Below are 23837 nucleotides of genomic sequence, written 5' to 3'. Positions count from 1 at the left end.
TAAAGGTCAAGATAGGAGGCGTAGCCCCACACATAGAAGGATGACGCCCCCAATGAACTGTGCCCGGTGGCCAACCCAGGCGCCAACGGTTCGCCCAAGCCCCAAGCCGAGTGCAGCCATTAAACCGGCAACCAGGCCGATGGTCAAGATTACAAGCAGGAGGCCGAACCGGTGAACCCCTAATGCGAACCCGACGCTCAACGCGTCAACACTCACGCTCGCGCTAAAACAAAGAAGGCCCAAGCTGCCTGGTAACAAGAAGCAGGCCGCGCCGGGAATGCTTGTCCGGACCGCAGCGTAAATCATGCGCGCGCCGATAATAAAAAGGAGCGCCGCGCCGACAACTCCCGCCACGCGCCCGAGCAGCGCTCCCACCGTTTGCCCGAGCCACCAGCCTGCAAGGGGCATCAGCACGTGGAAGGCAGCCACGCTGCCCACCAGACAAAGGGCCCGCCGGCGGCTGATCCCGCCAAAGCCGATACCCAGGCAAGCCGAAAAGGCGTCCACACCGAGCGCCATCCCCAAAAGCACCATCGCCCAGAGGCTCATAATCCTTCCTCCACCCGGATTACCTGCGCGGCCAGCCGTCGCAGGCGTAAGGCAAAGCCCGTATCTTCAGGCGGACCTTCGAGCAGGATAAGGTCTACAGCCGCCGCTAATTGCCCGATCGCCACGTAAAGGCAGGCGGCAAGTGAACCAACGTCGCCCTCCCTACCACACGGTATAACGGGGCCCGGATAGCACGCCGCGTTTTCCTCCCAAGCGATGACGCCCACCTTTTTGCCCGCCGCGGTGAACCGGGTATACAGCCGCTCAATCTCCGCCCTGACGGCAGCTCCCGCCCCTTCGACCAGGATCAGAGGGATACCGAAACGAAAGAACTCCCCTTTTCCCGCTGCTCCTTCCGGAACCGTCCCGGTGACCGCCGCGATCTCTGCCGCGCCCACCGCTCCGGACCGCAGCACCCGCGGCACCTCGCCCGTCACGTCCAGAACGGTAGACGCAACCCCTAAAGGTGCCGGGCCACCGTCGATTACAGCGTCAATCCGCCCGCCCAGATCCGCCAGCACCGCCGCAGCCGTAACCGGGCTCGGCCGCCCCGAAAGGTTAGCGCTCGGCGCCACCACCGGCACACCTGCCGCCCGGATCAGCCCCAGCGCGACCGGGTGCGCCGGAACCCTGACGGCCAACGTAGGAAGCCCCCCCGTAACCGCCGCCGGCAACCTGCCCGAACTCTTAAAGACGAGGGTAAGCGGCCCCGGCCAGAAAGCCTCGATCAGCCTTGCGGCTAACGGGGAAACTTCCCTAACGTAAGGCCAGAGCTCTTCCCGCGCCGCTATGTGGAGAATCAGCGCCTTCTCCGGCGGCCGCCCTTTCGCCGCAAAAAGGGCGGCTACCGCCGCCGCGTCGCCAGCGTGCGCCCCCAAGCCGTAAACCGTCTCCGTAGGGAAAGCCACCAGCCCCCCCCGGCGAATAACCTCCCCGGCTTCGGCGAGCACGCCGGCATCGGGACATAATGCGTCCACCCGCCACCTTAAGGTTTCTTTGGCCATTGCTGTACCCGTCTTGTAAAGTAGTATATCACGGCGCGGGAAACCAAAGACTCTAGTTTCCTATCTGCTACGGCAAGCAATCACCAGTCGCTCCCTGCCGGCCAGATCAGGCTCAACCCGGGCCTCCCACATAGGCGGCGGCACAAGCAAAAGTGCGTTTTTCCCCTGCCCCGGGCCAATTTCCATTAACAGGTAACCACCGGGCTTTAAAAGTCGCCCGGCCTGGGGCACCAGACGCCGGTAGAGCGTCAGGCCGTCCGCACCCCCATCGAGAGCCACCGCCGGCTCCCGCCGGACCTCGCGGGGGAGGCTATGCATTGCCCCGGCAGGGATGTACGGCAGGTTAGCCGCCACCAGGTCCAGGACAAGCTCGCCTGCCGGCAGAAGCGGTTCGAGAAGATCCCCTGCAAAAAAAGCTATTCTTCCGGCCACCCCTTGGCGCACGGCGTTTTCCCTGGCGACCGCGAGCGCCGCCGGCGAAACATCCGTCGCGAATATTCGCGCCGCCGGCAGGCTAACAGCCAAGCTCACCGCAATCGCCCCGCAGCCAGTCCCCACATCCGCCACCACAGGTGCAGCCACACCCCGCAAAAGCGCCAGCGCCGTCTCCACCAGCAACTCCGTCTCGGGACGCGGGATCAAAACCGCCGGCGTCACTTTGAAGCGCAACCCCATAAACTCTTTTTCGCCGGTCAGGTAGGCGACCGGCTCCCCGCCCGCCCGGCGGGATAGGAGCGCGCGAAAGGCGGCGGCTTCCTGGTCAGTCACCTGCCGCGCCGGCTCCCGGTACAACGCCAACCGGTCGCAGCCGAGCACGGCACTCAGGAGCACCTCCGCATCGAGCCGTGGCGAAGCGCAACCTGCGGCTTTGAGTTCCACTGTCGCCGCGCGCAAGAGTTCATCTGCCCGCATCGACTGCCACGCTCTATCTTGGGCCACAGTCCCGGCCGCAAACTCAGCTGATCTGGCGGAGGCGCTCAGCCTGGTGGTGCGTAACCAGCGCGGTAATCAGCTCATCCAGATCCCCGTCCAAAACCTCACCGAGCCGGTAAAGCGTGAGCCCCACCCGGTGGTCAGTGACCCGGTTCTGCGGGAAATTATACGTTCTGATTCGCTCGCTGCGGTCACCGGTTCCAACCTGCGACCGCCGGGCCGCCGCGATCTTTTCCTGCTGCTCCCGCTGCATTTTGTCCAAAAGCCGCGCCCGCAACACCTTCATCGCCTTATCCCGGTTCTTGTGCTGGGACTTTTCGTCCTGGCACGTGACCACTATCCCCGTGGGCAGGTGGGTGATCCGGACCGCAGACTGGGTAGTGTTCACCGACTGCCCGCCCGGACCGGTTGAACAGAAGACGTCGATCCTGAGGTCCTTAGGGTCAATCGCCACGTCAACCTCCTCCGCCTCGGGTAAAACGGCCACGGTCGCCGCCGAAGTATGGATCCGCCCGCTCGCCTCCGTCTCGGGGACGCGCTGGACCCGGTGCACCCCACTCTCAAACTTCAACTGGCTGTAAGCGCCGCGCCCCTCAATGAGGACGATGGCCTCCTTGAACCCGCCGAGATCGGTCGGGCTGCTGCTCATCATCTCGCTGCGCCAGCCGCGCCGCTCCGCAAACTTGAGGTACATCCGCAAAAGGTCGGCCGCAAAGAGCGCCGCCTCCTCACCCCCGGTTCCGGCGCGGATTTCGAGGATTACGTTTTTCTCGTCGTTCGGGTCTTTAGGCAGGAGGAGAACCTTGAGCCGCTCGGTCAACTCTTCTTTCCGTTCCTTCAGCAGCTCAAGCTCCTCAGCGGCCAAATCCCGGAGTTCCGGATCGTTCTCTTCCCGCAGCAGCATCTCGGCATTTTCTATATCCCGGCTGACCTTCTTGTACTCGCGGTAAGTATGAACCACTTCCTCCATCTCGGCGTGGGCTTTAACATATTCCCGCCACCGGCTGTAATCCGCGATTACCTCCGGGTCCGCGATCTTCCTGCTTAATTCCTCGTAACGTTCTTCAATCTTGTCCAACTTTTCCAGCACCCGGATCACCTTCCTTCACCAGCACTGCATCAAGCGCGGCCAGGGCCACCGCCACCTGGGCGTCGTCCGGCTCGCGCGTCGTCAGGCGCTGGAGCCACAGGCCCGGTGCAACCAGGAACTGACAGAAGGCATTCCCCTGCTTCCTGGCCGCCAGTTTGATAAACTCGTAACTGATCCCCGCAATCAGCGGCAGAAAGAGCACCCTTGATAACAGGCGCCACCATAAAGGTTCCTGACCTAAAAAGGAAAAAATTAGAATACTTAAAAGCAGCACGACCAGGATGAAACTCGTCCCGCAGCGGGGATGCAACACCGGATACCCTCGCACCCCCTCTATGGTTAGCGCCGCGCCCGCCTCGTAAGCGTTGATCACCCGGTGCTCCGCCCCGTGATAGGCAAAAACCCGCCGGATGTCGGGAATCAGACCTACCAGAACAATGTAAAGCAGGAAAACGCCCAGCCGTACCAGCCCTTCGAGAAGGTTCTGGCCGGCCCCTGAAGAAACAGCGCCCCTTGCCAGGTAGGCCAGGCCCGCCGGAATAATGGCGAAAAGAAAAACCGCCAGCACGATCCCTAAAAAGACGGTGGCCGCAATCTCCCAGCGGCCAACCGGACGTTCTTCTTCTCCCACTGCCTGCTCGGCAGAGTAGCTGAGCGCCTGAATCCCGATCACCAGCGCCTCGTAAAGGACCGCCATCCCGCGGAAAAGCGGGCGACGCCAGATCCCGGAACTGCTCAAAGCGCGCAGCGGCTCCCGCCGCACGACTATTGAGTTATCGGGACGCCGCACCGCCACCGCCCACGCCTCGGGACCGCGCATCATCACCCCTTCAATGACCGCCTGCCCCCCGTAGGTAACCTCCGGTTTTCCCAACAGGATCACCCTGCTGTCAAGACGCCCCGGAGTAAACTTAAAGGCCGTACTTCTTCCGGAAGCGCTCCGCGCGGCCGCGCCGCTCTACCACACTCTGGCGCTGTCCGGTAAAGAAGGGGTGGCACTTGGAGCATACCTCTACCCGCAGCTCCTTTTTCGTTGAACCAGTCTCAAAAGTCGCCCCGCAAGCGCAGATCACCCGCGCCGGACCGTAATTCGGGTGAATGCCCTTCTTCATAAAGAATCCGCTCCTCTCTTTACACAATACCCCAGCTATTTAAAGACCAAATGGTATTATAACACAGGCGCCACCTGCCCGCAACGTCCGGTAGCACCAAGGTCGCAGAGGCGATAAAAAGGGCAACCTTATGATAAAGGTCGCCCCTTAAATAACTCCCACGTAACCACCGCAGCCTTACTTGATCTCCACGGTGGCGCCGGCCTCGACCAATTTAGCCTTGATCGCTTCGGCCTCCTCCTTGCTGACCTTCTCCTTGACCGGCTTCGGTGCGTTATCTACGAGGTCCTTCGCCTCTTTCAGGCCGAGACCCGTTATCTCCCGGACCACCTTGATAACGTTGATCTTCTTGTCCCCTGCCGCGGCTAAGATGACGTCGAACTCGGTTTTCTCCTCTTCCGCCGGTGCCGCCGCCGCTCCCGGCGCCGCTGCCGGAACCGCAGCCATGGCCACCGGCGCTGCAGCCGTCACCCCGAACTCTTCCTCAAGGGCCTTTACCAGATCGGCAAGCTCAACCACCGTAAGCCCCTTAATCGCCTCCATGATTTCCGCTATCTTAGACATTCTTTTGAACCCTCCTAAGATTTTTAATTTCGAAAAACAAAAGTTTGCGGCTGCGTTACGAAGCCGCCTTCTTTTCTTCTATCGCCTTAAGCACGTACACAAGATTCCGGATCGGCCCGCTAAGCACACCAACCAGGCCGTAGAGCGGCGCTTTGATCCCGCCGACAACCCGCGCGATCATCACCTCGTACGGCGGCAGCTCGGCCAAAGCCTTGACCTGATCGCTTGTTAGCGGCCGCCCCTGAAGGAGGCCCCCCTTAATCTCCAGCATCTTGAACTCGCGCGTAAACTCGTTCAGCACCTTGGCGGCACTTGCGGGATCACCAAAACTGAAGGTCAAGGCTACCTGTCCCTCAAGCATGGGAACCAGATCCGCCACGCCGGCTTCGTGCGCCGCGATCCTCGTTAAAGTGTTCTTACTCACCCTGAAGGAACTTTCTGCAGCCCGCAACCGGCGCCGCAACTCTGTCAACTGGGCTACCGGGATACCTTTGTAGTCGGTCACAAATACCGCCCGGGCCTCTTTCAACTTTTGCGTAAGCTCCTCTACTACCGCCTTTTTCTCCTCGCGAACCGGCAACATTTTCACCTCCTTTCACCCGCGCCACAAAAAGAAACGGGATCCGTAGACAAGGAGGATCCCGTCGGGTTGACCTCAAGCCTCGGCCGGCGGCGGTAAAACCCGCCATTAAGCCTTTTTTAGGACACCAGGCTGTCTACGGCTTTCTTAAACTCTCTTTGACCGCCGAAAAGCGGTGTTTTAAACTAAACTTTCGCGCTCCCTACGAAACTAACTTAGAAATATTCACTTTGACGCCCGGCCCCATCGTGGAGGAAATGCTCACCCCTTTGATATACTGGCCCTTGGCCGCCGGCGGCTTAGCCCGGATTAAAGCTTCGATTAAGGTCCGGAGATTTTCGACCAGTTTCTCGGCGTCAAAAGAAACCTTGCCGATAGGCGCGTGGATGATTCCCGCCTTATCGACCCGGTACTCGATCTTACCTGCTTTGACTTCCCCTACAGCGCGGGCGATATCGAAAGTAACCGTCCCGGTCTTCGGGTTCGGCATCAACCCCCGGGGGCCCAGAATCCGCCCGACCTTACCAACCATGCCCATAACGTCGGGAGTAGCGATGGCCACGTCAAAATCGAGCCACCCTTCCTGAATCTTCGCGATCATGTCCTCCGCCCCGACGTAGTCGGCACCCGCAGCCTCCGCCTCTTTAGCCTTCTCCCCGCGGGCAAAAACCAGCACCCGCCGGGTCTTACCCGTCCCGTGCGGGAGGACCACCGCACCGCGCACCTGCTGGTCAGCGTGCCGCGGGTCAACGCCTAACTTCACGGCGACCTCTACCGTCTCGTCAAACTTAGCCGGCGCGACCTTTTTCACCAGCTCTACCGCCTGCAAAGGCTCGTAGAGAACTGTCCGGTCGATCTGTTTGCGCGCTTCCTGGTACTTTTTCCCGTGTCTTGCCAACTTTATTCCCCCTTGTGGTCTTACGGAGATAACTCCTCCCACTTTTCACTATCAGAGCAGAGTCTCAACCTTCCACGATCTCAATGCCCATGCTCCGGGCCGTTCCTTCGATCATCCGGATGGCCGCCTCAAGCGAAGCCGCGTTCAGATCGGGCATCTTTAGCTCCGCGATCTCCCGGACCTTGGACCGGGGAACCTTCCCGACCTTTTTCTTGTTGGGCTCACCGGATGCCGTCTCGATGCCGGCGGCCTTCTTTAAAAGCACCGCCGCGGGCGGCGTCTTGCAAACGAAGCTAAAGGAACGGTCCTCGTAGACGGTAATCTCAACCGGGATGATCAAACCGGCCTGCGCCGCCGTCCGCTCGTTGTATTCTTTCACAAAGGCCATGATGTTTACGCCGTGCTGGCCCAGAGCCGGACCGACGGGCGGTGCCGGCGTAGCCTTTCCTGCGGGTATCTGGAGCTTGATTACCGCCGCAACCTTCTTTGCCAATTACTTCACCTCCCGTCACACGATCTTTTCTATCTGCGAATAATCCAGTTCTATCGGCACTTCCCGGCCAAACATCGAGATTAATACCTTCAGCTTTGCCTTCTCGGCATTAACCTCCTCAACCACACCGATAAAGTTCTGAAAGGGGCCGGAAGTTACCCTGATCTTCTCGCCGGGCGTGACGTCGAGGCGGATCCGCGGCGACTCGCCTTCCATCCGCTTCAGAATCTCTTCCGCCTCCGCCTGCGTCAGTGGCAGCGGCTTGTTACCGCTACCGACGAAACCCGTCACTCCAGGCGTGTTACGCACCACGTACCAGGACTCATCGGTCAGGATCATTTCCACGAGTACGTAACCTGGAAATATCCGCCGTTTCAGAACCTGTTTTTTGCCACCTTTGATTTCGATTTCGTCTTCTTCCGGCACGATGATGCGGAAAATCTTGTCGCCCATGTTCATCGAGGCGATCCGCTTCTCCAAGTTCGCCTTAACCTTGTTTTCGTAGCCGGAATAGGTATGGATGACGTACCACTGCTTGCTCACGGCAGGGAGGTAACCCCTCCCTCACCTCCCAAAAAACGAATGCGTTACTTGATGATCAGGCGCAGGATCTGGCTGTAAACGGAGTCGGCAATCCAGATGATGAGCATCACAATCGTTACTACCACCAGGACTACACCGGTATAGATAATTACCTCACGCCGTGACGGCCAGTGCACCTTCTTGAGCTCCTGCCAGACCCCCGTAAAAAACTGCCGGGCGTTAGCAATGAACTCCCCTAACTGGAAACGTTTCTTCGGGACTTCGCGCTGGGCACCCTCCCGGCGCAACGGCTTGACCACGGATTCCCGCGCCGCCGGAACCTCTTTCTTCGCTTTCGCCTTGGTCTCCAGCGGCACTACCGGCTTCTCCGCAGGGGGCTGCGTTTTCCCCGCCTTTTTCCCCGTCTTCGTCGGAGCCATAGTCTTATCCTCGCTCAAAACTATTTGGTTTCCTTATGAACGGTATGGGTTCCACACCACCGGCAGTACTTCTTGAGCTCGAGCCGACCCGGATCGTTTTTCTTGTTTTTGGTGGTCGCGTAATTCCGCCGCTTACACTGGGTACACGCAAGGGTGATAATAACCCGCATTCGCGCCAACACCTGCCTCGCAAAAAAGTAAAAAAAAGAAGCGTCCCCGGTCTCACAAACCACGCCTTAAGTAATTTAGCACATGGACCACGCGCTGTCAACTCTTTTCAGTGACTTTTACGCCTGTGTTTTATGCCTGCGCCTCTGTCCCCCGGATAGGCAGCCATTGACACAAGGACCGCTACGCGATACGCTTTAAGTGGCCCAACCAATTAAGGAGGAAGCGACATGCCGCACGCGACGAGTTTCCCTCAGGCCGGGCGTCAGGAAATCGAGCTTAACGACCGGTTCACCTTTGAATGCAGCGAAAAATGCATGGGCAACTGCTGCCGCCTGATTACTATTCTCCTTGACCCGTGGGACATCGAGGTAATGTCCCGTTATCTCAAGCTACCCGGCACCGAGTTCCTCGATCTTTTCTGCAGCTACGACTTCGGCACCACCTCCCACTGGCCCTTCGTCTGGCTAAAACACGCCGAAAAAGGCTGCTGCGCCTTCATGCTTCCGGACGGAAAGTGTAGCATCTACCCGGCCCGCCCCCGCAACTGCCGCACCTATCCCGTGGGACGGGCCGTAAAAATCGAAGCCGCCGGCGAAGTCCCCCGGCTCACCGAGCGCCTCTTCCTCATGGTGGAAAAGAACAGGCCGTGTCTCGGCCATGATGGAGAACGCGTCTGGACCGTTAAAGAATGGCTCGCCGCCGCGGACGCTTTTAAGTACTATGAGCTTTCCGACCTCTACCTTGCACTCGTTCACTACGCCAGCGAGACGCTCAACTGCCGGGCATGGCTCACCCCTAACACCGCCCGCATCCTGATGCCGCTCCTCTTCACCCCCGACCTCCTTCGCAAAAAGCTCGGCATCGGCGAAGAGGTGATGGACCACGAAACCTTCTACCGCCGGCGCCTCAAAGCCACACGGGTGATTCTCACCGAGATGGCGGCCTCCTTTGGCTTCGGGCCCCTTGCCGGCCAGGATAGCGCTGACCAGGAAATGTCGCTTGCCACGCGCCTCCGGCAGCTTATCCTACCGGACGCATAGCCGGTCCTGCGGCTGGCGGCAAAAGTGCGCCGGCCGGAAATAAAATGCCCGCCAGAAGTATCGCCCCCAACGCCTTTTAAACTAAAAACGGCTTTCCGGCCAAACCCGGAAAGCCGCTTATTTCTTAAATGGAGCGGAAGACGGGATTCGAACCCGCGACCCTCGCCTTGGCAAGGCGATGCTCTACCGCTGAGCCACTTCCGCATAATAGATATCGGCTGCACGAAACCAGACGCAGGAGCCCACTTGCCGGAACCGGCCTTGCCGGTTTCCTCTTTATTTCCGACCTCTGACCGCCTGTCTCCTGCTTCTGACTTCTAACCTCCGGCCCCCAACCTCCAAAATGGTGCCGCGGGGCGGAATCGAACCACCGACACGAGGATTTTCAGTCCTCTGCTCTACCAACTGAGCTACCGCGGCAGGTAGGGTCCTGGCGGAGCCGACGGGATTTGAACCCGCGCTCTCTGGCTTGACAGGCCAGTGTGTTGAAACCTGGCTACACCACGGCTCCGCAAAACCAAACTTAGTATAACTAAAATCCCGGCCCGAAGTCAAGAGGGGACAAGTTACTTTTTAGCCGCGCCGAGAACCGGTAGTTGAACCGTGTACTTGTACCATTCCTCAACCGCCGGCACAGCCTCCCTGCCCTTCTTCATATACTCTTCCTTCAGGGACATACGGCCCTGCTTTTCGCTTGCCAATGCCAGCCACAAACAGCCTTCCGCGTACATCTCCTTCTCCTGATCGGCCACGCCCTCACGCTCCACCTCTTTGAGCGCGTTCTGCAATATTTCCGCAGCCTCCGGAAAGCGCCCGAGGAAATAGAGCGCGCCACCCGCGCTGATATTCACCGCCGGGGTAGGTTCCATCAGCGGCGCGACGACCCAGAGTTTGCGTTCCTGCGGCGTCACCGTCGCCATCCGGCGCTTGATCTCCCCGGGTACCGCCGCTGCCTGTTCGAAAAAGGCGCGGGCTTTTTCCTGCTGCCGGGCGCGTAGCTCTAAATAGCCGGCGTTTAAGGCCGTCCGGGCCAGGTTTTCGTACCACTGAACCTGGAAAGGCGCCATCGCCACCGCTTGGCGTGCCTCGGCTACAGCTGCCTCGTACCGGCCCGCATTCATGTACGCCGTCCCTAGCTCCGCGTGCTTTACAGCGCTGTACCGGCTCTTGGCGAGTGCAGCTTCCGCCGCCCTGATAGCCGCCGCTGCATCGCCCTGGCTCATGTAGATGCGGCCCAGCAGGGCATCACAATCGGCGTCAAAGGGGTTAAACACCCGCGCGCGCTCTAACTTCTTCTGGGCACCGGCGATATCGTTCTTCGCTAGCGCCATGTTTGCTTCCAGGGCATAATCCCCAGCCAGGGCCAGACTAAAGCTGCCGGCCACCAAGAGGACGGCGGCAGTGGTCACGGCTATGAGCGGCGCCGTGTTTACCGGCTCCTGGACCTTCTTCGGGCGCTTGGCCACCACAACTTTTTCCTCCGGCCGCGCGAGTCCCGCAACCATACCGAAAATCGCGAAAAGAACGAGGGCCAGGGCGGAAAGGGAAAGGTTAAAGTCGATGGCCGCGTGCAGCCCCACACCTAAAGCGCCCACCGTCAGCACCCAGACCAAGAAACGGCGCTCCTCGTTCCCCCGCGCGCCGTGGTAAAGGCGGTGGGCCGAAAGCAGGAAGGTGAGCCAGATGCCGCCGATAACGATGAGGCCGATGATGCCTGTCTCGACCCCAATCTGGAAGTAGTAGCCGTGAACCTGCGTGGAGTTATAAAGGTAGTCCTGGTAGGCCCGGTAGGCCTCCTGCCAGCCGCCACCCCCCCAGCCGAGCAAAGGCCGTGCCGCAATCATCTCGAGCGCGTCCCGGTAAAAGTAAAAGCGCTCGACCGCGTTCCGGAAGTGGATGAGCGATAAGACCTTATGCCCAAAATCCGGGCGCACCAGAAAAACAGCCGCCACACCGGCAATCAGGACTCCGGCCGCGGCCGGCAGGCTCCAGCGCGGTAGGCGGACTTTTTTCACTCCTTTGGGCCGGATAACCAGGTCGTAGAAGACCTGCGCCCCGACCGCTACCACCAGGCCTGCGAAAACCAGGAGCCAGGCAAGGTCGTAGTTTTTAGCCGTGGCCTCCTTAACGAACGGGAGTGCGACCAAAAGGCCGGGGATGCCTACCTGCACAGCGTGTAAGACAAGCGCCGCCCGCTTCTCCACTGGTACGCCCAAAAGCAACAGCGGCGCGATGACGAGCAGAGTAAGTATACCGCCATTCGACTTTGCGCCCCAGAAAACGGTGGCGATCAGGAAATTACCCGCCGCAAAGAGATAGGAGTCTGGGCGAAGACGGTCCACCCAGGCCGGGCGGGACGGCCAGACGTTTTTAAACCCCGCCTCGTGCCCCAGCGCCCAAGCCCAGAGATAAGCGCCCAGGATGAGGACACAGAGCAGGTAACTGGCCAGCGCGTTGGGGTACTGGAAAGAAGAGTAGATCCTGCCGCCCAAGAAACCGTCCCGGATAAAGATGATTTCGGTGGCCGTAGCCAAGCCCGCCAGAGCAACCAGGACGCCGCTGGCCCAGATTACTTTCAGGAGCCGGCGGATATCCGCCTCCCCGGTCACCAGCCGGGAAACCGTCCAGAAAACCACGAAGTAGAGTGCGGCCTTGACGATCTCATTTACCGCCAGGCCACGGTTCACAGCCCAAAAAGCACTCAACACGTAAACTACCGGTAGCCCGAGGACCCAGAAATCGAGCGGGTGTTCGAAAAATCTTGTTTTCCGCCGTAACCACCGGCCAAAGTAGAGAAGCCAGAAGGATAACGCCCCCACAATTAGCGCCCTTTCCTGTTCCGGCGGGAAGAAAAGGCCACGGAAAAAGGGGGTGAAAAATAAAAGCCCCGCTATCCCCCAGAAGGCTATCGCAGATGACAGCGGAAGCGGCGCGGCTTCTGTTACCGGAACTCCTTGTCTCTGGATCTCCGCTTTAACCCCCATCCTCCTACCACCTTACCAAAAAGGCGCCCCTCGGCACCCCGTAATATCTTCATCTATATTAAATGGGACATCCTTTTGCTGTCAATCTATAAATTATTCCCGGTATTTCACCTGTTTCCGGCAAGATACTGCAAGCGTTCCTGCGGGGTCACGATACTGGTGATCTGGACACCGAAATTCTCGTTTACCACCACCACCTCCCCTTTGGCCACCAGGGTTCCGTTGACCAAAACCTCCACCGGCTCGTTAGCCAGCGCAGCAAGTTCTACGATGCTCCCCGGCCCGAGAGAAAGGATTTCTTTGATGGGCCGCTTGGTTCGGCCCAGCACCACCGTAACTTTCAGAGGGATATCCAAGATCAGCTCTAATTTCCGCTGGTCCACCGAAAGGGATGAAGAAACCGGCGGGCCCTCCTGAAGCACCGGTGTGCGGGCCGGCTCGGGCGGGGGCACAACCGGGCCCGCATCTGTTGCCGGGGCCTCATCCTGTTTTTCTGACGCGGTGGCAGTAGCCGCAGGCGATTCGGGGAAGAAATTCTGCCACAAAAGCGCCGCCTGTTCCCGCGCCGTCTCAATCCCGAGAACCTGCATAATCTCGGTATCCAGAAGGTCGTTCACCGTCATCCGGAAATAGATGACGACGATCTCCTCACCAAGCCCTAACGCAAATTCCTTTTGCTCCGCCGAATCGAAAACCGAAACCTCCGGTGGGGCAATATTTACGGTACGCTTAAAGATGTCGGCCATCGCGGTAGCCGCCGAGCCCATCATCTGGTTCATCGCTTCGGCGACCGCGCTTATTTCAAGTTCTCCCAGCGTGGCGGGCGGGTTCTGCCCGTTCCCTCCCATCATCAGGTCCGCAATCACGGCCACATCGGCAGTCTTAATCACCAAGAGGCTTAACCCCGCCAGCCCCTCGGTATACCTTACCTTAATGATCATGTAGGGGACCGTGAAATTACTGACCAGCGCCTCCTCAGTGGTAACCTCTACCCGCGGGCTGGTAATTACCACTTTTTGATTTAACAACTCCGAAAGGGTGGTGGCCGCCGAGCCCATCGAAATGTTGCCGATCTCCCCGAGGGCGTCTTTCTCCTTCTCGGTAAGCGCGCCCCCTGTCCCGGTAGCGGCGTTATTAAGCGCCGGCGCCTCCTGTAAGTCGGGCCCGGTTATCTCAGGCGGATTTCCGCTCAAGAGCGCATCGATCTCCTCCTGCTTCAGTAACCGGTCAGCCAACCAGTTCACCCCCCTCCGCGAAAGAAGTTATCTGCACCGCCAGGTACTGCCCGACCGTTCCCGCCTGAGCCTTGTACCGCAACTGGCGCCCCACATATACGTCCATGTCCTGGTTAACACCCCGGTTGAGAGGCACCACATCGCCTACCTGGAGATTCAGGAACTCCCGGACCGTGATCTCGGTTTCTCCGGTAACCACCGTTATCTCGAGCGGCATCCGGTTGATCCAGTAAAGGAGCTCCTCCCTGGCCGTTCCTTCCTGTGATTCGCCGGGGCGGACGTGATAATAGCTTTGCAGCTGGGCCAGCAGCGGCTCAAGGGTGGCCTGGGAGAAACAGAGGTTTACCACCCCGCCAGAACTGTTTCCGACGATGGTACTGAAGGTAATAACCGCCACCACTTCGCTCGGCGAAATCACCTGCTGAAACCGCGGGTTGGTTTCCACCGACTCGATCTCCGGCTCCACCTTGAAAACGTCTGACCAAGCAAAACTCAGGTTCTCTAAGATCTTGGCGCTGAGTTTTTTCGCTACCGAGACTTCAATATCGGTAAGCTCCCTAATCTTCTTCGGCATCTCCCCCGGACCGCCGAAAAGAAGGTCGATAACCGGAAAAAGAAAATGGAGGTTAGTCTCCATCACCGCCACGCCTTTTAGCGGCTTCAGACTAAAGATCGTCAGAAGCGTAGGCATAGGCAACGACCGGATGAAATCGTCAAAAGTAAACTGCTCAACAGAACTGACCGTCATACTGATGTTGGTCCGGAGATAGCCGGATAGAAAGCCAGACAGGATCCGGGCCAGGTTTTCGTGCAGGATCTGCAGGGTGCGCAATTGGTCCTTGGAAAACTTGTTCGGCCGGCGGAAATCATACTTCTTTACCCCGGAAATAGCAGTCTGAACCGGTGCTTCTTCCGGCTTAATTTGCCCTGTAGAAAGAGCCGCTAACAACGCGTCTATTTCGGCCTGTGACAGAATGTCCGGCACTTATATCCCCTTCTCGTCACCGCAGTTTTAGTCCGCTCTCGCTAAAACCCGCTCCATCGCCTGCAGGATGCGTTCCTGTTGGAAAGGCTTCACGATGAAGTCTTTAGCCCCGGCCTGGATTGCCTCCATCACCATCGCCTGCTGTCCCATCGCGCTGACCATAATGATCTTGGCGTTCGGGTCAACGGCCCTTATCGCTTTGACGCCAGCGATACCGTCCATTTCGGGCATGGTGATATCCATCGTTACCAGATCGGGTTTGAGCTGCTTGTAAAGCTCTACCGCAGCCATTCCGTTCTCCGCCTCACCGACAACCTCGTAACCGTTCTTGGTGAGGATGTTCTTGATCATCATCCGCATGAAGGCGGCATCGTCAACAATCAGGACCCTCTTCCCCATTAAGTCACCCTCCTTACAGACTTTCTAACTGGACCTGAAGAGAATTGAGCAACGAGTTGAGCGTGCCCACGTCAAAGAAGAACAAGAGGTTACCGGTAACTTCATCCCCCTCCTGCGCCAGTTTGGTTTCGATAAGAAGAACCTGATCTTCCATCATTCCCGTGCCCAAAAGGGAGCTCGAAATGATCGAACCCAGCATATCGAAGGTAAAGAGGGGCACCGCAGGAATAATGGTAAGATTAGACATCATACTGATGGCGTTCAAGAAAGAGCCGGTAAGGATATTCCCGACCTCCATCAGGACCGACTCCCCCATCCCGCCAATCTCCTCCAGCGAACCGATCGGCTGGCCGAGCAACTGCGAAATTAGCTTAAGCACGCTCCCTTCGGAGAAGACAAAGAGGACGGTGCCGCTAAGATCCCCTTCCACACGGAGCAGCACGGCCGCTACGATTTCCTCCACACCACCAATGTGGTCAAAGACTTCTTCCACTGGCACCAAACTCGCCCGCGGTACCGTGACGTTAACCTTAGCATTTAAGAACTCCGCTAGGGCCGTCGCAGCGTTCCCAATACCAATGTTACCGACTTCCTGTAAGATATCGACCACATCGTCGTTCAACCAAATAGCCCCCTTCAAAGCGCCAGGGATTTTTGGGCTCCTTGCATTTTACGTCTTTCTTAACCCCAAGCCGTATTTACGCTCCTCATAGTTAATTAATCGGCTTAAACCTTACGATAAAAAGAGGGGTGACTCTTTTCTAAGCCAAAGTCCCGGTAGTTAAAGATCGTTTCGCTGGCCCCGATAAAGAGATAGCCTCCCGGACTTAATGCTTCACTGAACTGCTTGATCAGCCTGTTTTGCGCCTCCTTTGTAAAGTAGATCTGCACGTTTCTACAAATGATTAGATCATATCCTTTGCCGTAAGGGTCTTTTAACAAATCGTGGTATTTAAAAGCCACCCGGCGTTTGAACTCTTCGCGAAAAACAAACTGATCGCCCTCTTTGCGGAAGTATTTCGCCAACCGGGCGGGAGAGACGTTCTTCAACAGCTCGGCGGGGTAAGCGCCCTTTATCGCCGCGGCAAGGATTTTTCGGTCGATATCCGTAGCCTCAATCCGGTAGAGGCCACCCGGCCGCAGATCCTCAAGAATCATCACCACAGAATAAGGCTCCGCGCCGTTGGAACAGGCGGCACTCCAGATTTTGAGCAGCGACCGTTTCGTCCAGAGTTCCGGAATTACCTTTTCTTCGAGAATCCTAAACATGGCCGGATCCCGGAAGAATTCCGTAACGTTTATCGTCAGGTAATCCAGAAACTCCTGCAGGGCTTCCCGGTCGTTTTTGAGCAAATTAAAGTAGGCGGCGTAATCACCTATCCCGCGCCTGGCCATGAGGTTGCCCGTCCGGCGCTTGAGCTGCGTCTCTTTATAGCTGGTCAGATCAATGCCGAAAGCCGTGTGCATCTTCTGCCTGAAAGTGTCGAAGTTCATCTCAGATCTCCTTTATCTGGCTCCCAAGCGTCTTGATCATAACGCGTCCGGTTGCCGTATCCAAGACCATGGTCCGGCCCCTGTTACCGCCCACATCCTCGGCAACCACCTTTATCCCGAGGTTCCGCAAGACCTCCCGGGCAACCTCCACGTTGCGTTCACCGATGTCAAAACGGAACTTGTTATCGGCGCCGGTAAACATCTGAGCGCCCCCGGCCATCTTGGCTTCAAGTAGCCGCCGGTTCGCCCCCAACCGTAAAACCTCTTCGAGAAGAAGGGGTATCCCAGTGTCGGCAAACTTCGCCGGCTTTCCGCTCCCCTTCGAAAAATCGGCCATCCGGGGAAGCATCACGTGGACGAGGCCCCCAATCTTATGGACCGGATCGTAAAGCGTAATGCCAACACAGGAGCCAAGTCCGAGCGTGATCAAGATAACGGGTTCCTTCCCGACTTTCCAATCGGCTATGCCCACCTGAACTTCGGGTGTGCCGCTCGGGATAACCGCTTTTGCTACTTCCTGCAACTTGAATCCTCCTAAGCACGGCCCCGGGTTTTGGAACCGATCCGTGAGGTGTTATGTAGCTGTTACCGGACCTTACCTACCTGGTTCACCGCCTTGGCCAGGAGCTCATCGTGCGTCCGTAAAGCCCGCTGGCTAAGCTGGTAAGCCCGCAATCCTTCAATCAGCACAGTCATCTCCCGGGTCAAGTCCACGTTGGCGGCTTCCAGGTAACCCTGTAAGACTTCGGTTCCCGTAGCGGTTTCCGGTAAGCTCCCTGCCGCCCGAAAATAACCGTTTCCTTCTTTTATTAAGGCTCCTTTGTCCTGGAAGTCAACTACCAGCAGCCTGTCTACAGGGTTTTCGCCCGCCAAAACCGTGCCGTCGGGTGCTATTTTATAATCGCTGCTGCCGACCTGCACCGGCCCACCCTCGCCTAAAACCCGGTCACCGTTAGCCGTTACCAGGTATCCCTCACCGTCAACGAAAATGGTACCACCCCTGAAGTAACGTTCGCCGGCCCCGGTTTGCACCACCAGAAAACCTTCCCCGCGAAGGGCCACGTCCCGCAGATTCCCCGTATTCTCAAGCGGACCCTGCGTATAATCGGTGGTAACCGCCGCCACTTCTGCTCCGTAACCGGTTGAACCAACCGGCTGCACCTTCCTTTCTGGCTCCACGCGCAGCAGCAAAAGTTCCGGAAAGCTCGCGGCACTTAAACGGTCACTCTTGAAGCCGGTTGTCGAAACGTTGGCCATGTTATTCGCGACAAGGTCAATCGCCACCTGCTGCAAATTGAGTCCCGTAGCGGCAGTGTAGATGCCGCGCAGCATGCTACCCCTCCTTTCGCATCCGTCTGAGGTTGAGAATCAGCTCGATTTCGCCCTTGCTGCGTCCGAATTCCTGGGCCAGTTCGGTCACCATTTTGCCGGTGTCGAAGGCCCTGTATACGGCCTCGTAAGCGCTCAACTGCCCTTTTGCCCGGGTCTGGCGGCTTAAGATAACCCCTACCTGCTGTTCCAACCACTGAAGATGCCCTTTCAGTTCGAGACAGATGCTGGTAAGGTTTTCGAGCCGGTTTTCAATGTTTACCAGGCGACTCTCAAGGTCTAATTCCGCCGCAGTCACCGCTTCCTCAAACCTGCTCCGGAAATCCTGTTGCTTTTTGAAGCGGATCAGGAACCAGAAAAATCCCCCGCAGCAAGCAAGCAACAGGAGCAAAAAGGTTGCGAGCAGAACGGCAAGCATTAACGAACGCCCCCTGCCTCACTCATGGCGAGAATCTTCTCCCGCAGCTTCTTAATCGCCTTGGCGTGCAGCTGGCAGACCCGCGATTCTGAAACGTTAAGCACCCTCCCGATTTCTTTTAAGGTGAGCCCTTCCTGGTAGTAAAGCGCCAGGACCAGCTTCAACTTCTCGTCGAGGCTCGCCACGGCCTCGGCAAGAAGTGATTGGTCGTCACCCTGACAGAGCAATTCGAGCGGGTCGGGGCTCTCCGGGTCCTCCACCAAATCCCCCCAGCAAACCCGGTTCCCGTTACCGGCGTTGACGACCTCTTCAAGGGACACAGGGCAGGCCGCCTGAAAGTAAAAGGTTACTTTGGCCAGTTCTCCTGCTGTTATTCCTAAAATCCTGGCCAACTCCTCATCTGAAGGCCGCTGCCCGCGCTTTTTTTCCAACTCCTCCCGCACCTGGTTCACCTCCTGCATGCGCTGCCAGAGGCTCCGCGGCAACCAAGTAAGCCGCCGAATCTCGTCGAGCATCGCTCCCCGGATCCGCAGGTAGGCGTAGGCCTCGAATTCCGTCCCATGGTTGGGATCAAACCGGTCGATGGCCGACATCAATCCGAAAATGCCCGCGCTTTCGAGATCTTCCTGGCTGACCCAAGGAGGCAGCCGCACCGCAAGCCGCGCGGCCAATTGCTTAACAAGCGGCAGGTACTTGAGAATCAGTTCCTCCCGGGCACTATCTTTGCCGTTGGTCTTGTACTCCTGCCAGGCCTCCGTCAACGCCAAGACACCCCCCTCCCCCCTCTTGAGCAGGGCTACCGGAGCCGGGCCTGCTCCATCATCTTCCAGAAGATGTAGCTAAAAATTTTGTCCCTGTGGTTTTGCGGCATGTCGAGAAATTTAACGCCTGAATGATATAACCGCCTTTTCTCGAGGGCTACCGGCTCCGTGCGCACCACCTCCGCCTTAGTTACGGTTTCAAAAAAGCTGCCGCGCAACGGCAACCGGAACTTAACCAACAACACCGTCCCTGGCGGGTATTCCTTCTCACAAACCAGCCGCATCCCGCCGGCGCTGATGTCGAGGGCCTGACCCGGTTTGAAAACCGGCGCCGCATCGCCTTCCGGAACCTCGGCGTACTGAACATCAAGCATAACACAGAGCCGAACGTCACGCCGGCGTTGAATCCGTTTGATTTCCTCCGGAAAAGCCAGGCCGTAGAGCAGGATCCTGTCTTCCCGCCGCGAAGTAACCGTCGTGTTGAAGGCAAAACATTCGTTCTCCCCCGTAAACTGCACGGTTACCCGGTCACCGCGGGAAAGGACCAGCGGTACCTGGCGCCGGTAAGGAACAGCGATGAACACTGCATCGGCCGTGATGTCTTCCACTGAGGAGACGTAATACTCGTCGCTTCCTTCCAGGGCCACCAGCACCCGCTGGTTAACAGCCAAGCCGATCTGTTCCTTCGTTAACAACACCTGACCCTCCCTTTAACCAAAGAGCTTTAGTAACCGGTCAAGGAACCGCTCCGCCGCTTTCGGCGTGGGCTCTTTTCCGTCCACCAGGCAACGAGCAATCCTGCCGATACTCTTCGCGGCCACCGAATAGGGCTGCGACAGGACTAACGGGCGCTGCTCTTTTACTGCCTGTCCGACAACGGCATCTTCGAGGATTTCCCCCAAGTAGCTGAGATTAAACCCGAGAAACTTGCTGCAAACCGTCTGGAGCCGCTGCGCGGCCTGGTGCGCCTCTTTTTCGCTGCGGGCCCGGTTTACCACCAGGCGCGCCTCGGCGTGCACCTTAAACCGCGCCAGTACCTTAATCAGCCCGTAAGCGTCCGTGAGCGAAGTCGGCTCGGGCGTGATAACCACAACCACCTCTTCCGCAGCAGCCACAAAACCCAGCACATTGCGCGAGATACCCGCCCCGGTATCAACCAGAACAAAGTCGGTCCGGGTCCGCAGGTAGGGCAGAAGGTCGAGCAGGCGCTGCCGCTGGATACTGTCAAGATTGGCCAGTTCCTGCATCCCGGAACCGCCGGAGATAACCTGTAACCCGTACGGGCCGGTGCACAATATCTCTTCGATGCTTTTGTTGCCGTAAAGGAACTCGTATAGCGTGTAGGTCGGCGTCAGGCCAAGTAGTACCTCAATGTTGGCCAGACCTAGATCGCCGTCGAAAAGCAGCACGCGCCTCCCCCAGCGCGCCAGAACCAGCCCCAGATTAACTACGAGACTGGTCTTGCCAACGCCGCCCTTCCCGCTCGTTACGGTAATAATGCGCGGTCCGGTCTCCCGGCGCCGCGGAACAGCAGGCGGCAGATCATTAACGAGGGTCCGCAGTTTATGCGCCTGATCCAGCACCCTGCTCCCCTCCCTTCAGCACCAGCTTCGCTACCTTTTTCGGGTAAAGCGTATCGATATCGTCCGGGACACTCTGCCCGTTAGTTACGTAAACAGCCGGAAGCCCCAAATGCTTTATCAGGTTAAGGACCACACCCGGGCTTTCCGTCTCGTCAAGCTTCGTAAAGATCAGCTTGTTATAGTTAAGCCGGCTAAAATCCTCCGCCACCCGTAGCAGGTCCCGGTACTTCGTGTTGCAACTCAGGACCAGGTAGATATCCCGCGGTTCGGGGATCGCTTCCAGAAAGGTTTTCAGTTCCAGAACCTGCTCGAGATTCTTTGAAGGTCGCCCTGCCGTATCGATAAGGATATGGTCGGCCTGCGCATGACTCTCTAAGGCCTGCCGCATCTCCTGAGGTGTCAACACCACCTCTAGGGGCACGCCGATGATTTCCGCGTAGGACCTGAGCTGTTCTACCGCCCCGATGCGGTAAGTATCGATGGTGACCAGCGCGATGTTTTTCTGGTAAAAAAGGCGGTACTGGGCGGCTAATTTGGCCAGGGTGGTCGTCTTGCCAACACCGGTAGGGCCGATGAAAGCGATCACCCGCCCCGCCCCGTTATTCTGGTAGCACGGTTCAACCATCTGCGTAATCCGGTTAAGCAGTGCTACCTCGACAATTTCGCTTTGCTCCGGTCCTCCCTCCGGCACCTCCTTTTCTACCGCCGCGAGCAATTCGTCGATAATTTCGGCTTCAACTTCCATTTCGGCAAGAACCCGCCGCCACTTTAACAACGGCTCTTTTTCCTGGGTTCCGGAACCCTGCCGGCTATCGGCCAGACGATGCAGCACGCTCTTCACTTCCGCTAACTCCCGCCGTAGCGCAAGATCAGTCACCGCAGCACCGCCGGAAAAACTGGGCGCAGGCTGTCCGCCCGCAACAATGTTTCCGCCGCTTAAAGCGGCAGGCGGATGCCCGCCGGTCCCGATAGAACCGGCCGCTACCGCCGATTGGGCCACCGCGTTTTCAACCCGCCGTTCGTCGAGGGCCGCCGTTACCTCTAACTGGCGTACGAAAAAACCCCAAAGTCCCCGTCCCCGAACCCGGCGACAGGAGATGATGATCGCTTCCGGCCCCATGTCCTGCTTGATAAGGGCTACCGCCTCTTGCATATCACGGGCAAGGTAGCGTTTAATCCTCATCCCACATCACCGTCCCCACGGCCTCAACCTCCACGTCCGGCCAGATCTCGTTAAGCGATAGGACCGCTAAATGCGGAAACTGGCGCTCCGTCAGCCGCCGCAAGGGGAGGCGTGCTCCAGGCGAACAGAGAATGACGGGCAGCATCCCCTGACGGGCGATCTTTTCCACCGCTTCCTTCACCCTTTCCACGATCCGCTGGACCTTACGCGGTTCGAGCACCGGGTAACCGCCCTCTGCCTTCTCCGCGGCTTCCACCAGGAGCTGTTCCAGGCGCGGGTGAACCGTAAGCACCGAGAGGCGTCCGTCTACCGCGTACTGCTGGGTGATCGTCCGCGCCAGCGCAGCGCGGGCCCGTTCCGTCAGGAAGCTCGGGTCCCGGCTTAAAACCGCGGCATCCGCTACCGCCTCGAGAATGCCCACGAGGTCCCGGATGGGCACCCGCTCCCGCAGGAGATTCTGCAGCACCTTCTGGACCTCGCCCAGGCTCAACAGACCGGGCACCAGCTCGTCGATCAGAGCGGCATTTTTCTCCTTTACGGTATCGAGCAGCTCCTTAGTTTCCTGGCGGCCGAGCAGCTCTGCCGCATTGCGCTTGATAAACTCCGAAAGATGGGTAGCCAGCACCGCCGTAGCGTCCACCACGGTATAGCCGGCCTTCTCCGCAGCCTCTTTCTCGACCGCCGTTATCCACCAAGCTTCGAGCCCGAAGGCCGGCTCACGGGTCGGTATGCCCTTAATCTTCGCTTCGCCGCCGGCAGGATTCATCGCCAGGTAGTAGCCGGGCATTAGCTCCCCGCGCGCCGCTTCCACTCCCCGCAACCGGAAAACGTAGGCGTTGGGTTTGAGCTGCAGGTTGTCCCGAATCCGAATCGGCCGCACGTAAATCCCGAGTTCGGCCGCGCACTGGCGGCGCACAGCGGCGACCCGCGTCAGGAGATCGCCGCCCTGTTCCTCCTGGGTGAGGGGCACCAGGCTGTAGCCGATTTCGATCTCGAGCGGGTCGACCTGAAAATAGGTAAGCACATTCTCGGGTTCGCGCCGGGTCTCTTTCACGCGGCGGGTCTGCGTTTCTTGCTCTTCCAACTTGCGCCGCTTCTCTTCCTGCACCAGACTGTACCCCAAGAACCCTGTGGCCCCCGCCATACTCAGAAAGAGAAGGTTCGGCATCGCCGGCACCAGGCCTAACACCCCAAAAATGGCCGCGGCCACAAAAAGCACCCGCGGGTAGGAACTCATTTGCCGCGAAATCTCCCGCCCGAAGCTCGCCGCGGCACTCGAGCGCGTCACCAGCACGCCGGTCGCCGTCGAAACGAGGAGCGCTGGGATCTGGGTGACAAGACCATCGCCGATCGTCAGCATCGTGTAGGTCCGCAGGGCGTCGAGCAATCCCATCCGCATGATCACCAGGCCGATAACCAAACCACCGATGATGTTGATTCCGGTAATGACCAAGCCGGCAATCGCGTCGCCGCGGATGAACTTGGTAGCGCCGTCCATGGCGCCGAAGAAATCCGCCTCCCGCTGGAGCCGCCGGCGCCGCTCTTTGGCCTCCGCCTCGGTAATGAGACCCGCGTTGAAATCGCCGTCAATGGCCATCTGTTTGCCCGGCATGGCGTCGAGCGTGAAGCGGGCGGCCACCTCGGCCACGCGGTTGGCGCCGTTCGTAATCACCACAAACTGGATGACCGTGATGATGAGAAAGACAATGAAACCGACAATGTAACTGCCACCCACTACAAAGCTCCCGAAGGCAGCGATTACCTTTCCGGCCGCCGCCTGCCCGAGAATGAGCCGGGTGGAAGAGATATTAAGTGCCAGGCGGTAAAGCGTGAGGATCAGCAGCAGCGTCGGGAAAGACGAAAACTCCAGGACATCCATGGTAAAAAGGGTGATGAGGAGCACCAGCAGGGACACGCCAAGGCTCACCACCAGCAGAATATCAAGCATTGCTGGCGGTACCGGAATGACAATCAGCAGGACAATCCCGATGACCAGACCGGCGATAATCAGGTCACCGTAGCGCTTCAAGGTTCCCGCTCCTGCTGTACCGCCCGGCATAACTCCTTACC

Annotated in this window: 28 protein-coding genes and 3 tRNA genes; 1 reads left to right on the top strand and 30 read right to left on the bottom strand. The window is 58.5% G+C overall.

Annotated features, from left to right (window positions below; genetic code table 11):
• Positions 1-6 precede the first annotated feature (6 nt).
• From EDD75_RS10200 to rpmG, 13 genes are all read right to left on the bottom strand, one after another.
• A complete protein-coding gene (locus EDD75_RS10200) occupies positions 7-549 on the bottom strand; it encodes a manganese efflux pump MntP (protein ID WP_123931715.1) in 543 nt (180 codons plus the stop codon).
• On the bottom strand, positions 546-1553 hold the full coding sequence (locus EDD75_RS10195; protein WP_123931713.1) for an L-threonylcarbamoyladenylate synthase: 1008 nt from the start codon (positions 1551-1553) through the stop codon (positions 546-548). Before EDD75_RS10195 ends, EDD75_RS10200 begins: the two co-directional genes overlap by 4 nt.
• 60 nt (positions 1554-1613) lie before the next feature.
• Positions 1614-2465, bottom strand: a complete 852-nt coding sequence (gene prmC / locus EDD75_RS10190) for a peptide chain release factor N(5)-glutamine methyltransferase (RefSeq protein ID WP_123931711.1) — start codon at positions 2463-2465, stop codon at positions 1614-1616.
• 43 nt (positions 2466-2508) lie between these two features.
• The gene (gene prfA / locus EDD75_RS10185) at positions 2509-3576 is read right to left on the bottom strand and encodes a peptide chain release factor 1 (protein WP_123931709.1); all 1068 of its coding nucleotides are present in this window, start codon (positions 3574-3576) and stop codon (positions 2509-2511) included.
• A complete protein-coding gene (locus tag EDD75_RS10180) occupies positions 3551-4459 on the bottom strand; it encodes a DUF1385 domain-containing protein (protein ID WP_425451662.1) in 909 nt (302 codons plus the stop codon). Before EDD75_RS10180 ends, prfA begins: the two co-directional genes overlap by 26 nt.
• Positions 4460-4487: 28 nt before the next feature.
• Positions 4488-4688 carry a 50S ribosomal protein L31 gene (gene rpmE, locus EDD75_RS10175; RefSeq protein ID WP_123931706.1) on the bottom strand — a complete coding sequence of 67 codons (201 nt, stop codon included), beginning with the start codon at positions 4686-4688 and terminating at the stop codon, positions 4488-4490.
• Positions 4689-4865: 177 nt separating this feature from the next.
• A complete protein-coding gene (gene rplL, locus EDD75_RS10170) occupies positions 4866-5252 on the bottom strand; it encodes a 50S ribosomal protein L7/L12 (RefSeq protein WP_123931704.1) in 387 nt (128 codons plus the stop codon).
• Between the two features lie 55 nt (positions 5253-5307).
• Positions 5308-5835 (bottom strand): 50S ribosomal protein L10, encoded by a 528-nt coding sequence (gene rplJ / locus EDD75_RS10165; protein ID WP_123931702.1) that lies wholly within the window; start codon positions 5833-5835, stop codon positions 5308-5310.
• Between the two features lie 199 nt (positions 5836-6034).
• On the bottom strand, positions 6035-6730 hold the full coding sequence (gene rplA / locus EDD75_RS10160) for a 50S ribosomal protein L1 (RefSeq protein WP_123931700.1): 696 nt from the start codon (positions 6728-6730) through the stop codon (positions 6035-6037).
• Between the two features lie 64 nt (positions 6731-6794).
• Positions 6795-7223: a 50S ribosomal protein L11 gene (gene rplK, locus EDD75_RS10155; RefSeq protein ID WP_123931697.1), complete on the bottom strand. Its 429-nt coding sequence runs from the start codon at positions 7221-7223 to the stop codon at positions 6795-6797.
• Between the two features lie 15 nt (positions 7224-7238).
• Positions 7239-7766, bottom strand: coding sequence for a transcription termination/antitermination protein NusG (nusG, locus tag EDD75_RS10150; RefSeq protein WP_123931695.1), 528 nt, complete (start codon positions 7764-7766; stop codon positions 7239-7241).
• Positions 7767-7810: 44 nt separating this feature from the next.
• A complete protein-coding gene (gene secE, locus EDD75_RS10145; protein ID WP_123931693.1) occupies positions 7811-8185 on the bottom strand; it encodes a preprotein translocase subunit SecE in 375 nt (124 codons plus the stop codon).
• Between the two features lie 20 nt (positions 8186-8205).
• Positions 8206-8355: a 50S ribosomal protein L33 gene (rpmG, locus tag EDD75_RS10140; RefSeq protein ID WP_123931691.1), complete on the bottom strand. Its 150-nt coding sequence runs from the start codon at positions 8353-8355 to the stop codon at positions 8206-8208.
• Positions 8356-8583: 228 nt separating this feature from the next.
• On the opposite strand from rpmG, the gene EDD75_RS10135 reads away from it, so the two are divergent.
• The gene (locus tag EDD75_RS10135) at positions 8584-9396 is read left to right on the top strand and encodes a YkgJ family cysteine cluster protein (protein ID WP_123931689.1); all 813 of its coding nucleotides are present in this window, start codon (positions 8584-8586) and stop codon (positions 9394-9396) included.
• 129 nt (positions 9397-9525) lie between these two features.
• Here EDD75_RS10135 and EDD75_RS10130 read toward each other — a convergent pair.
• The 17 genes from EDD75_RS10130 to flhA all read right to left on the bottom strand — a co-directional run bounded on the left by EDD75_RS10130 (position 9526) and on the right by flhA (position 23826).
• A tRNA-Gly gene (locus EDD75_RS10130) sits at positions 9526-9600 on the bottom strand.
• Positions 9601-9740: 140 nt separating this feature from the next.
• Positions 9741-9816 (bottom strand) — tRNA-Phe (locus tag EDD75_RS10125).
• An 11-nt stretch (positions 9817-9827) separates the two neighbouring features.
• Positions 9828-9907, bottom strand: a tRNA-Asp gene (locus EDD75_RS10120).
• A gap of 55 nt (positions 9908-9962) precedes the next feature.
• Entirely contained in the window at positions 9963-12380 is a 2418-nt protein-coding gene (locus EDD75_RS10115) for an O-antigen ligase family protein (RefSeq protein WP_123931687.1), read from the bottom strand.
• 107 nt (positions 12381-12487) lie between these two features.
• Positions 12488-13615 carry a flagellar motor switch phosphatase FliY gene (fliY, locus tag EDD75_RS10110; protein ID WP_123931685.1) on the bottom strand — a complete coding sequence of 376 codons (1128 nt, stop codon included), beginning with the start codon at positions 13613-13615 and terminating at the stop codon, positions 12488-12490.
• Complete coding sequence (gene fliM / locus EDD75_RS10105; RefSeq protein WP_123931683.1) at positions 13608-14600, bottom strand: flagellar motor switch protein FliM; 993 nt, start codon at positions 14598-14600, stop codon at positions 13608-13610. The genes fliY and fliM overlap by 8 nt, the downstream gene beginning before the upstream one ends.
• Before the next feature lie 27 nt (positions 14601-14627).
• A complete protein-coding gene (locus tag EDD75_RS10100) occupies positions 14628-14999 on the bottom strand; it encodes a response regulator (protein WP_123931681.1) in 372 nt (123 codons plus the stop codon).
• Positions 15000-15012: 13 nt separating this feature from the next.
• Positions 15013-15621 (bottom strand): chemotaxis protein CheC, encoded by a 609-nt coding sequence (locus tag EDD75_RS10095; RefSeq protein ID WP_123931679.1) that lies wholly within the window; start codon positions 15619-15621, stop codon positions 15013-15015.
• Positions 15622-15725: 104 nt separating this feature from the next.
• The gene (locus tag EDD75_RS10090) at positions 15726-16493 is read right to left on the bottom strand and encodes a CheR family methyltransferase (RefSeq protein WP_123931677.1); all 768 of its coding nucleotides are present in this window, start codon (positions 16491-16493) and stop codon (positions 15726-15728) included.
• 1 nt (position 16494) lies between these two features.
• Positions 16495-17016, bottom strand: coding sequence for a chemotaxis protein CheD (locus EDD75_RS10085; protein ID WP_123931675.1), 522 nt, complete (start codon positions 17014-17016; stop codon positions 16495-16497).
• A 62-nt stretch (positions 17017-17078) separates the two neighbouring features.
• Positions 17079-17825, bottom strand: a complete 747-nt coding sequence (locus tag EDD75_RS10080; RefSeq protein WP_123931673.1) for a flagellar hook-basal body protein — start codon at positions 17823-17825, stop codon at positions 17079-17081.
• A 1-nt stretch (position 17826) separates the two neighbouring features.
• The gene (locus EDD75_RS10075; protein ID WP_123931671.1) at positions 17827-18240 is read right to left on the bottom strand and encodes a hypothetical protein; all 414 of its coding nucleotides are present in this window, start codon (positions 18238-18240) and stop codon (positions 17827-17829) included.
• On the bottom strand, positions 18240-19007 hold the full coding sequence (locus EDD75_RS10070) for a sigma-70 family RNA polymerase sigma factor (RefSeq protein WP_123931669.1): 768 nt from the start codon (positions 19005-19007) through the stop codon (positions 18240-18242). The genes EDD75_RS10075 and EDD75_RS10070 overlap by 1 nt, the downstream gene beginning before the upstream one ends.
• 29 nt (positions 19008-19036) lie before the next feature.
• On the bottom strand, positions 19037-19696 hold the full coding sequence (locus EDD75_RS10065) for a flagellar brake protein (RefSeq protein WP_170157802.1): 660 nt from the start codon (positions 19694-19696) through the stop codon (positions 19037-19039).
• A gap of 15 nt (positions 19697-19711) precedes the next feature.
• Positions 19712-20584, bottom strand: a complete 873-nt coding sequence (locus EDD75_RS10060; protein ID WP_123931665.1) for a MinD/ParA family protein — start codon at positions 20582-20584, stop codon at positions 19712-19714.
• The gene (gene flhF, locus EDD75_RS10055; RefSeq protein ID WP_123931663.1) at positions 20565-21767 is read right to left on the bottom strand and encodes a flagellar biosynthesis GTPase FlhF; all 1203 of its coding nucleotides are present in this window, start codon (positions 21765-21767) and stop codon (positions 20565-20567) included. Before flhF ends, EDD75_RS10060 begins: the two co-directional genes overlap by 20 nt.
• Positions 21757-23826, bottom strand: coding sequence for a flagellar biosynthesis protein FlhA (flhA, locus tag EDD75_RS10050; protein WP_123931661.1), 2070 nt, complete (start codon positions 23824-23826; stop codon positions 21757-21759). The genes flhF and flhA overlap by 11 nt, the downstream gene beginning before the upstream one ends.
• Positions 23827-23837: the final 11 nt, after the last annotated feature.

This window comes from Thermodesulfitimonas autotrophica, from assembly GCF_003815015.1.
In the GTDB taxonomy this organism is placed as follows: Bacteria; Bacillota; Desulfotomaculia; order Desulfotomaculales; family Ammonificaceae; genus Thermodesulfitimonas; species Thermodesulfitimonas autotrophica.
This window is presented reverse-complemented; position numbering and strand designations above follow the sequence as displayed.

What these genes read in the sequence shown, in the direction of transcription:
- EDD75_RS10200 (WP_123931715.1), bottom strand. Translation starts at nt 549, where the DNA reads ATGAGCCTCTGGGCGATGGTGCTTTTGGGGATGGCGCTCGGTGTGGAC.
- EDD75_RS10195 (WP_123931713.1), bottom strand. Translation starts at nt 1,553, where the DNA reads ATGGCCAAAGAAACCTTAAGGTGGCGGGTGGACGCATTATGTCCCGAT.
- prmC (WP_123931711.1), bottom strand. Translation starts at nt 2,465, where the DNA reads ATGCGGGCAGATGAACTCTTGCGCGCGGCGACAGTGGAACTCAAAGCC.
- rpmE (WP_123931706.1), bottom strand. Translation starts at nt 4,688, where the DNA reads ATGAAGAAGGGCATTCACCCGAATTACGGTCCGGCGCGGGTGATCTGC.
- rplL (WP_123931704.1), bottom strand. Translation starts at nt 5,252, where the DNA reads ATGTCTAAGATAGCGGAAATCATGGAGGCGATTAAGGGGCTTACGGTG.
- rplJ (WP_123931702.1), bottom strand. Translation starts at nt 5,835, where the DNA reads ATGTTGCCGGTTCGCGAGGAGAAAAAGGCGGTAGTAGAGGAGCTTACG.
- secE (WP_123931693.1), bottom strand. Translation starts at nt 8,185, where the DNA reads ATGGCTCCGACGAAGACGGGGAAAAAGGCGGGGAAAACGCAGCCCCCT.
- rpmG (WP_123931691.1), bottom strand. Translation starts at nt 8,355, where the DNA reads ATGCGGGTTATTATCACCCTTGCGTGTACCCAGTGTAAGCGGCGGAAT.
- EDD75_RS10135 (WP_123931689.1), top strand. Translation starts at nt 8,584, where the DNA reads ATGCCGCACGCGACGAGTTTCCCTCAGGCCGGGCGTCAGGAAATCGAG.
- EDD75_RS10115 (WP_123931687.1), bottom strand. Translation starts at nt 12,380, where the DNA reads ATGGGGGTTAAAGCGGAGATCCAGAGACAAGGAGTTCCGGTAACAGAA.
- EDD75_RS10100 (WP_123931681.1), bottom strand. Translation starts at nt 14,999, where the DNA reads ATGGGGAAGAGGGTCCTGATTGTTGACGATGCCGCCTTCATGCGGATG.
- EDD75_RS10090 (WP_123931677.1), bottom strand. Translation starts at nt 16,493, where the DNA reads ATGAACTTCGACACTTTCAGGCAGAAGATGCACACGGCTTTCGGCATT.
- EDD75_RS10080 (WP_123931673.1), bottom strand. Translation starts at nt 17,825, where the DNA reads ATGCTGCGCGGCATCTACACTGCCGCTACGGGACTCAATTTGCAGCAG.
- EDD75_RS10075 (WP_123931671.1), bottom strand. Translation starts at nt 18,240, where the DNA reads ATGCTTGCCGTTCTGCTCGCAACCTTTTTGCTCCTGTTGCTTGCTTGC.
- flhF (WP_123931663.1), bottom strand. Translation starts at nt 21,767, where the DNA reads ATGAGGATTAAACGCTACCTTGCCCGTGATATGCAAGAGGCGGTAGCC.
- flhA (WP_123931661.1), bottom strand. Translation starts at nt 23,826, where the DNA reads ATGCCGGGCGGTACAGCAGGAGCGGGAACCTTGAAGCGCTACGGTGAC.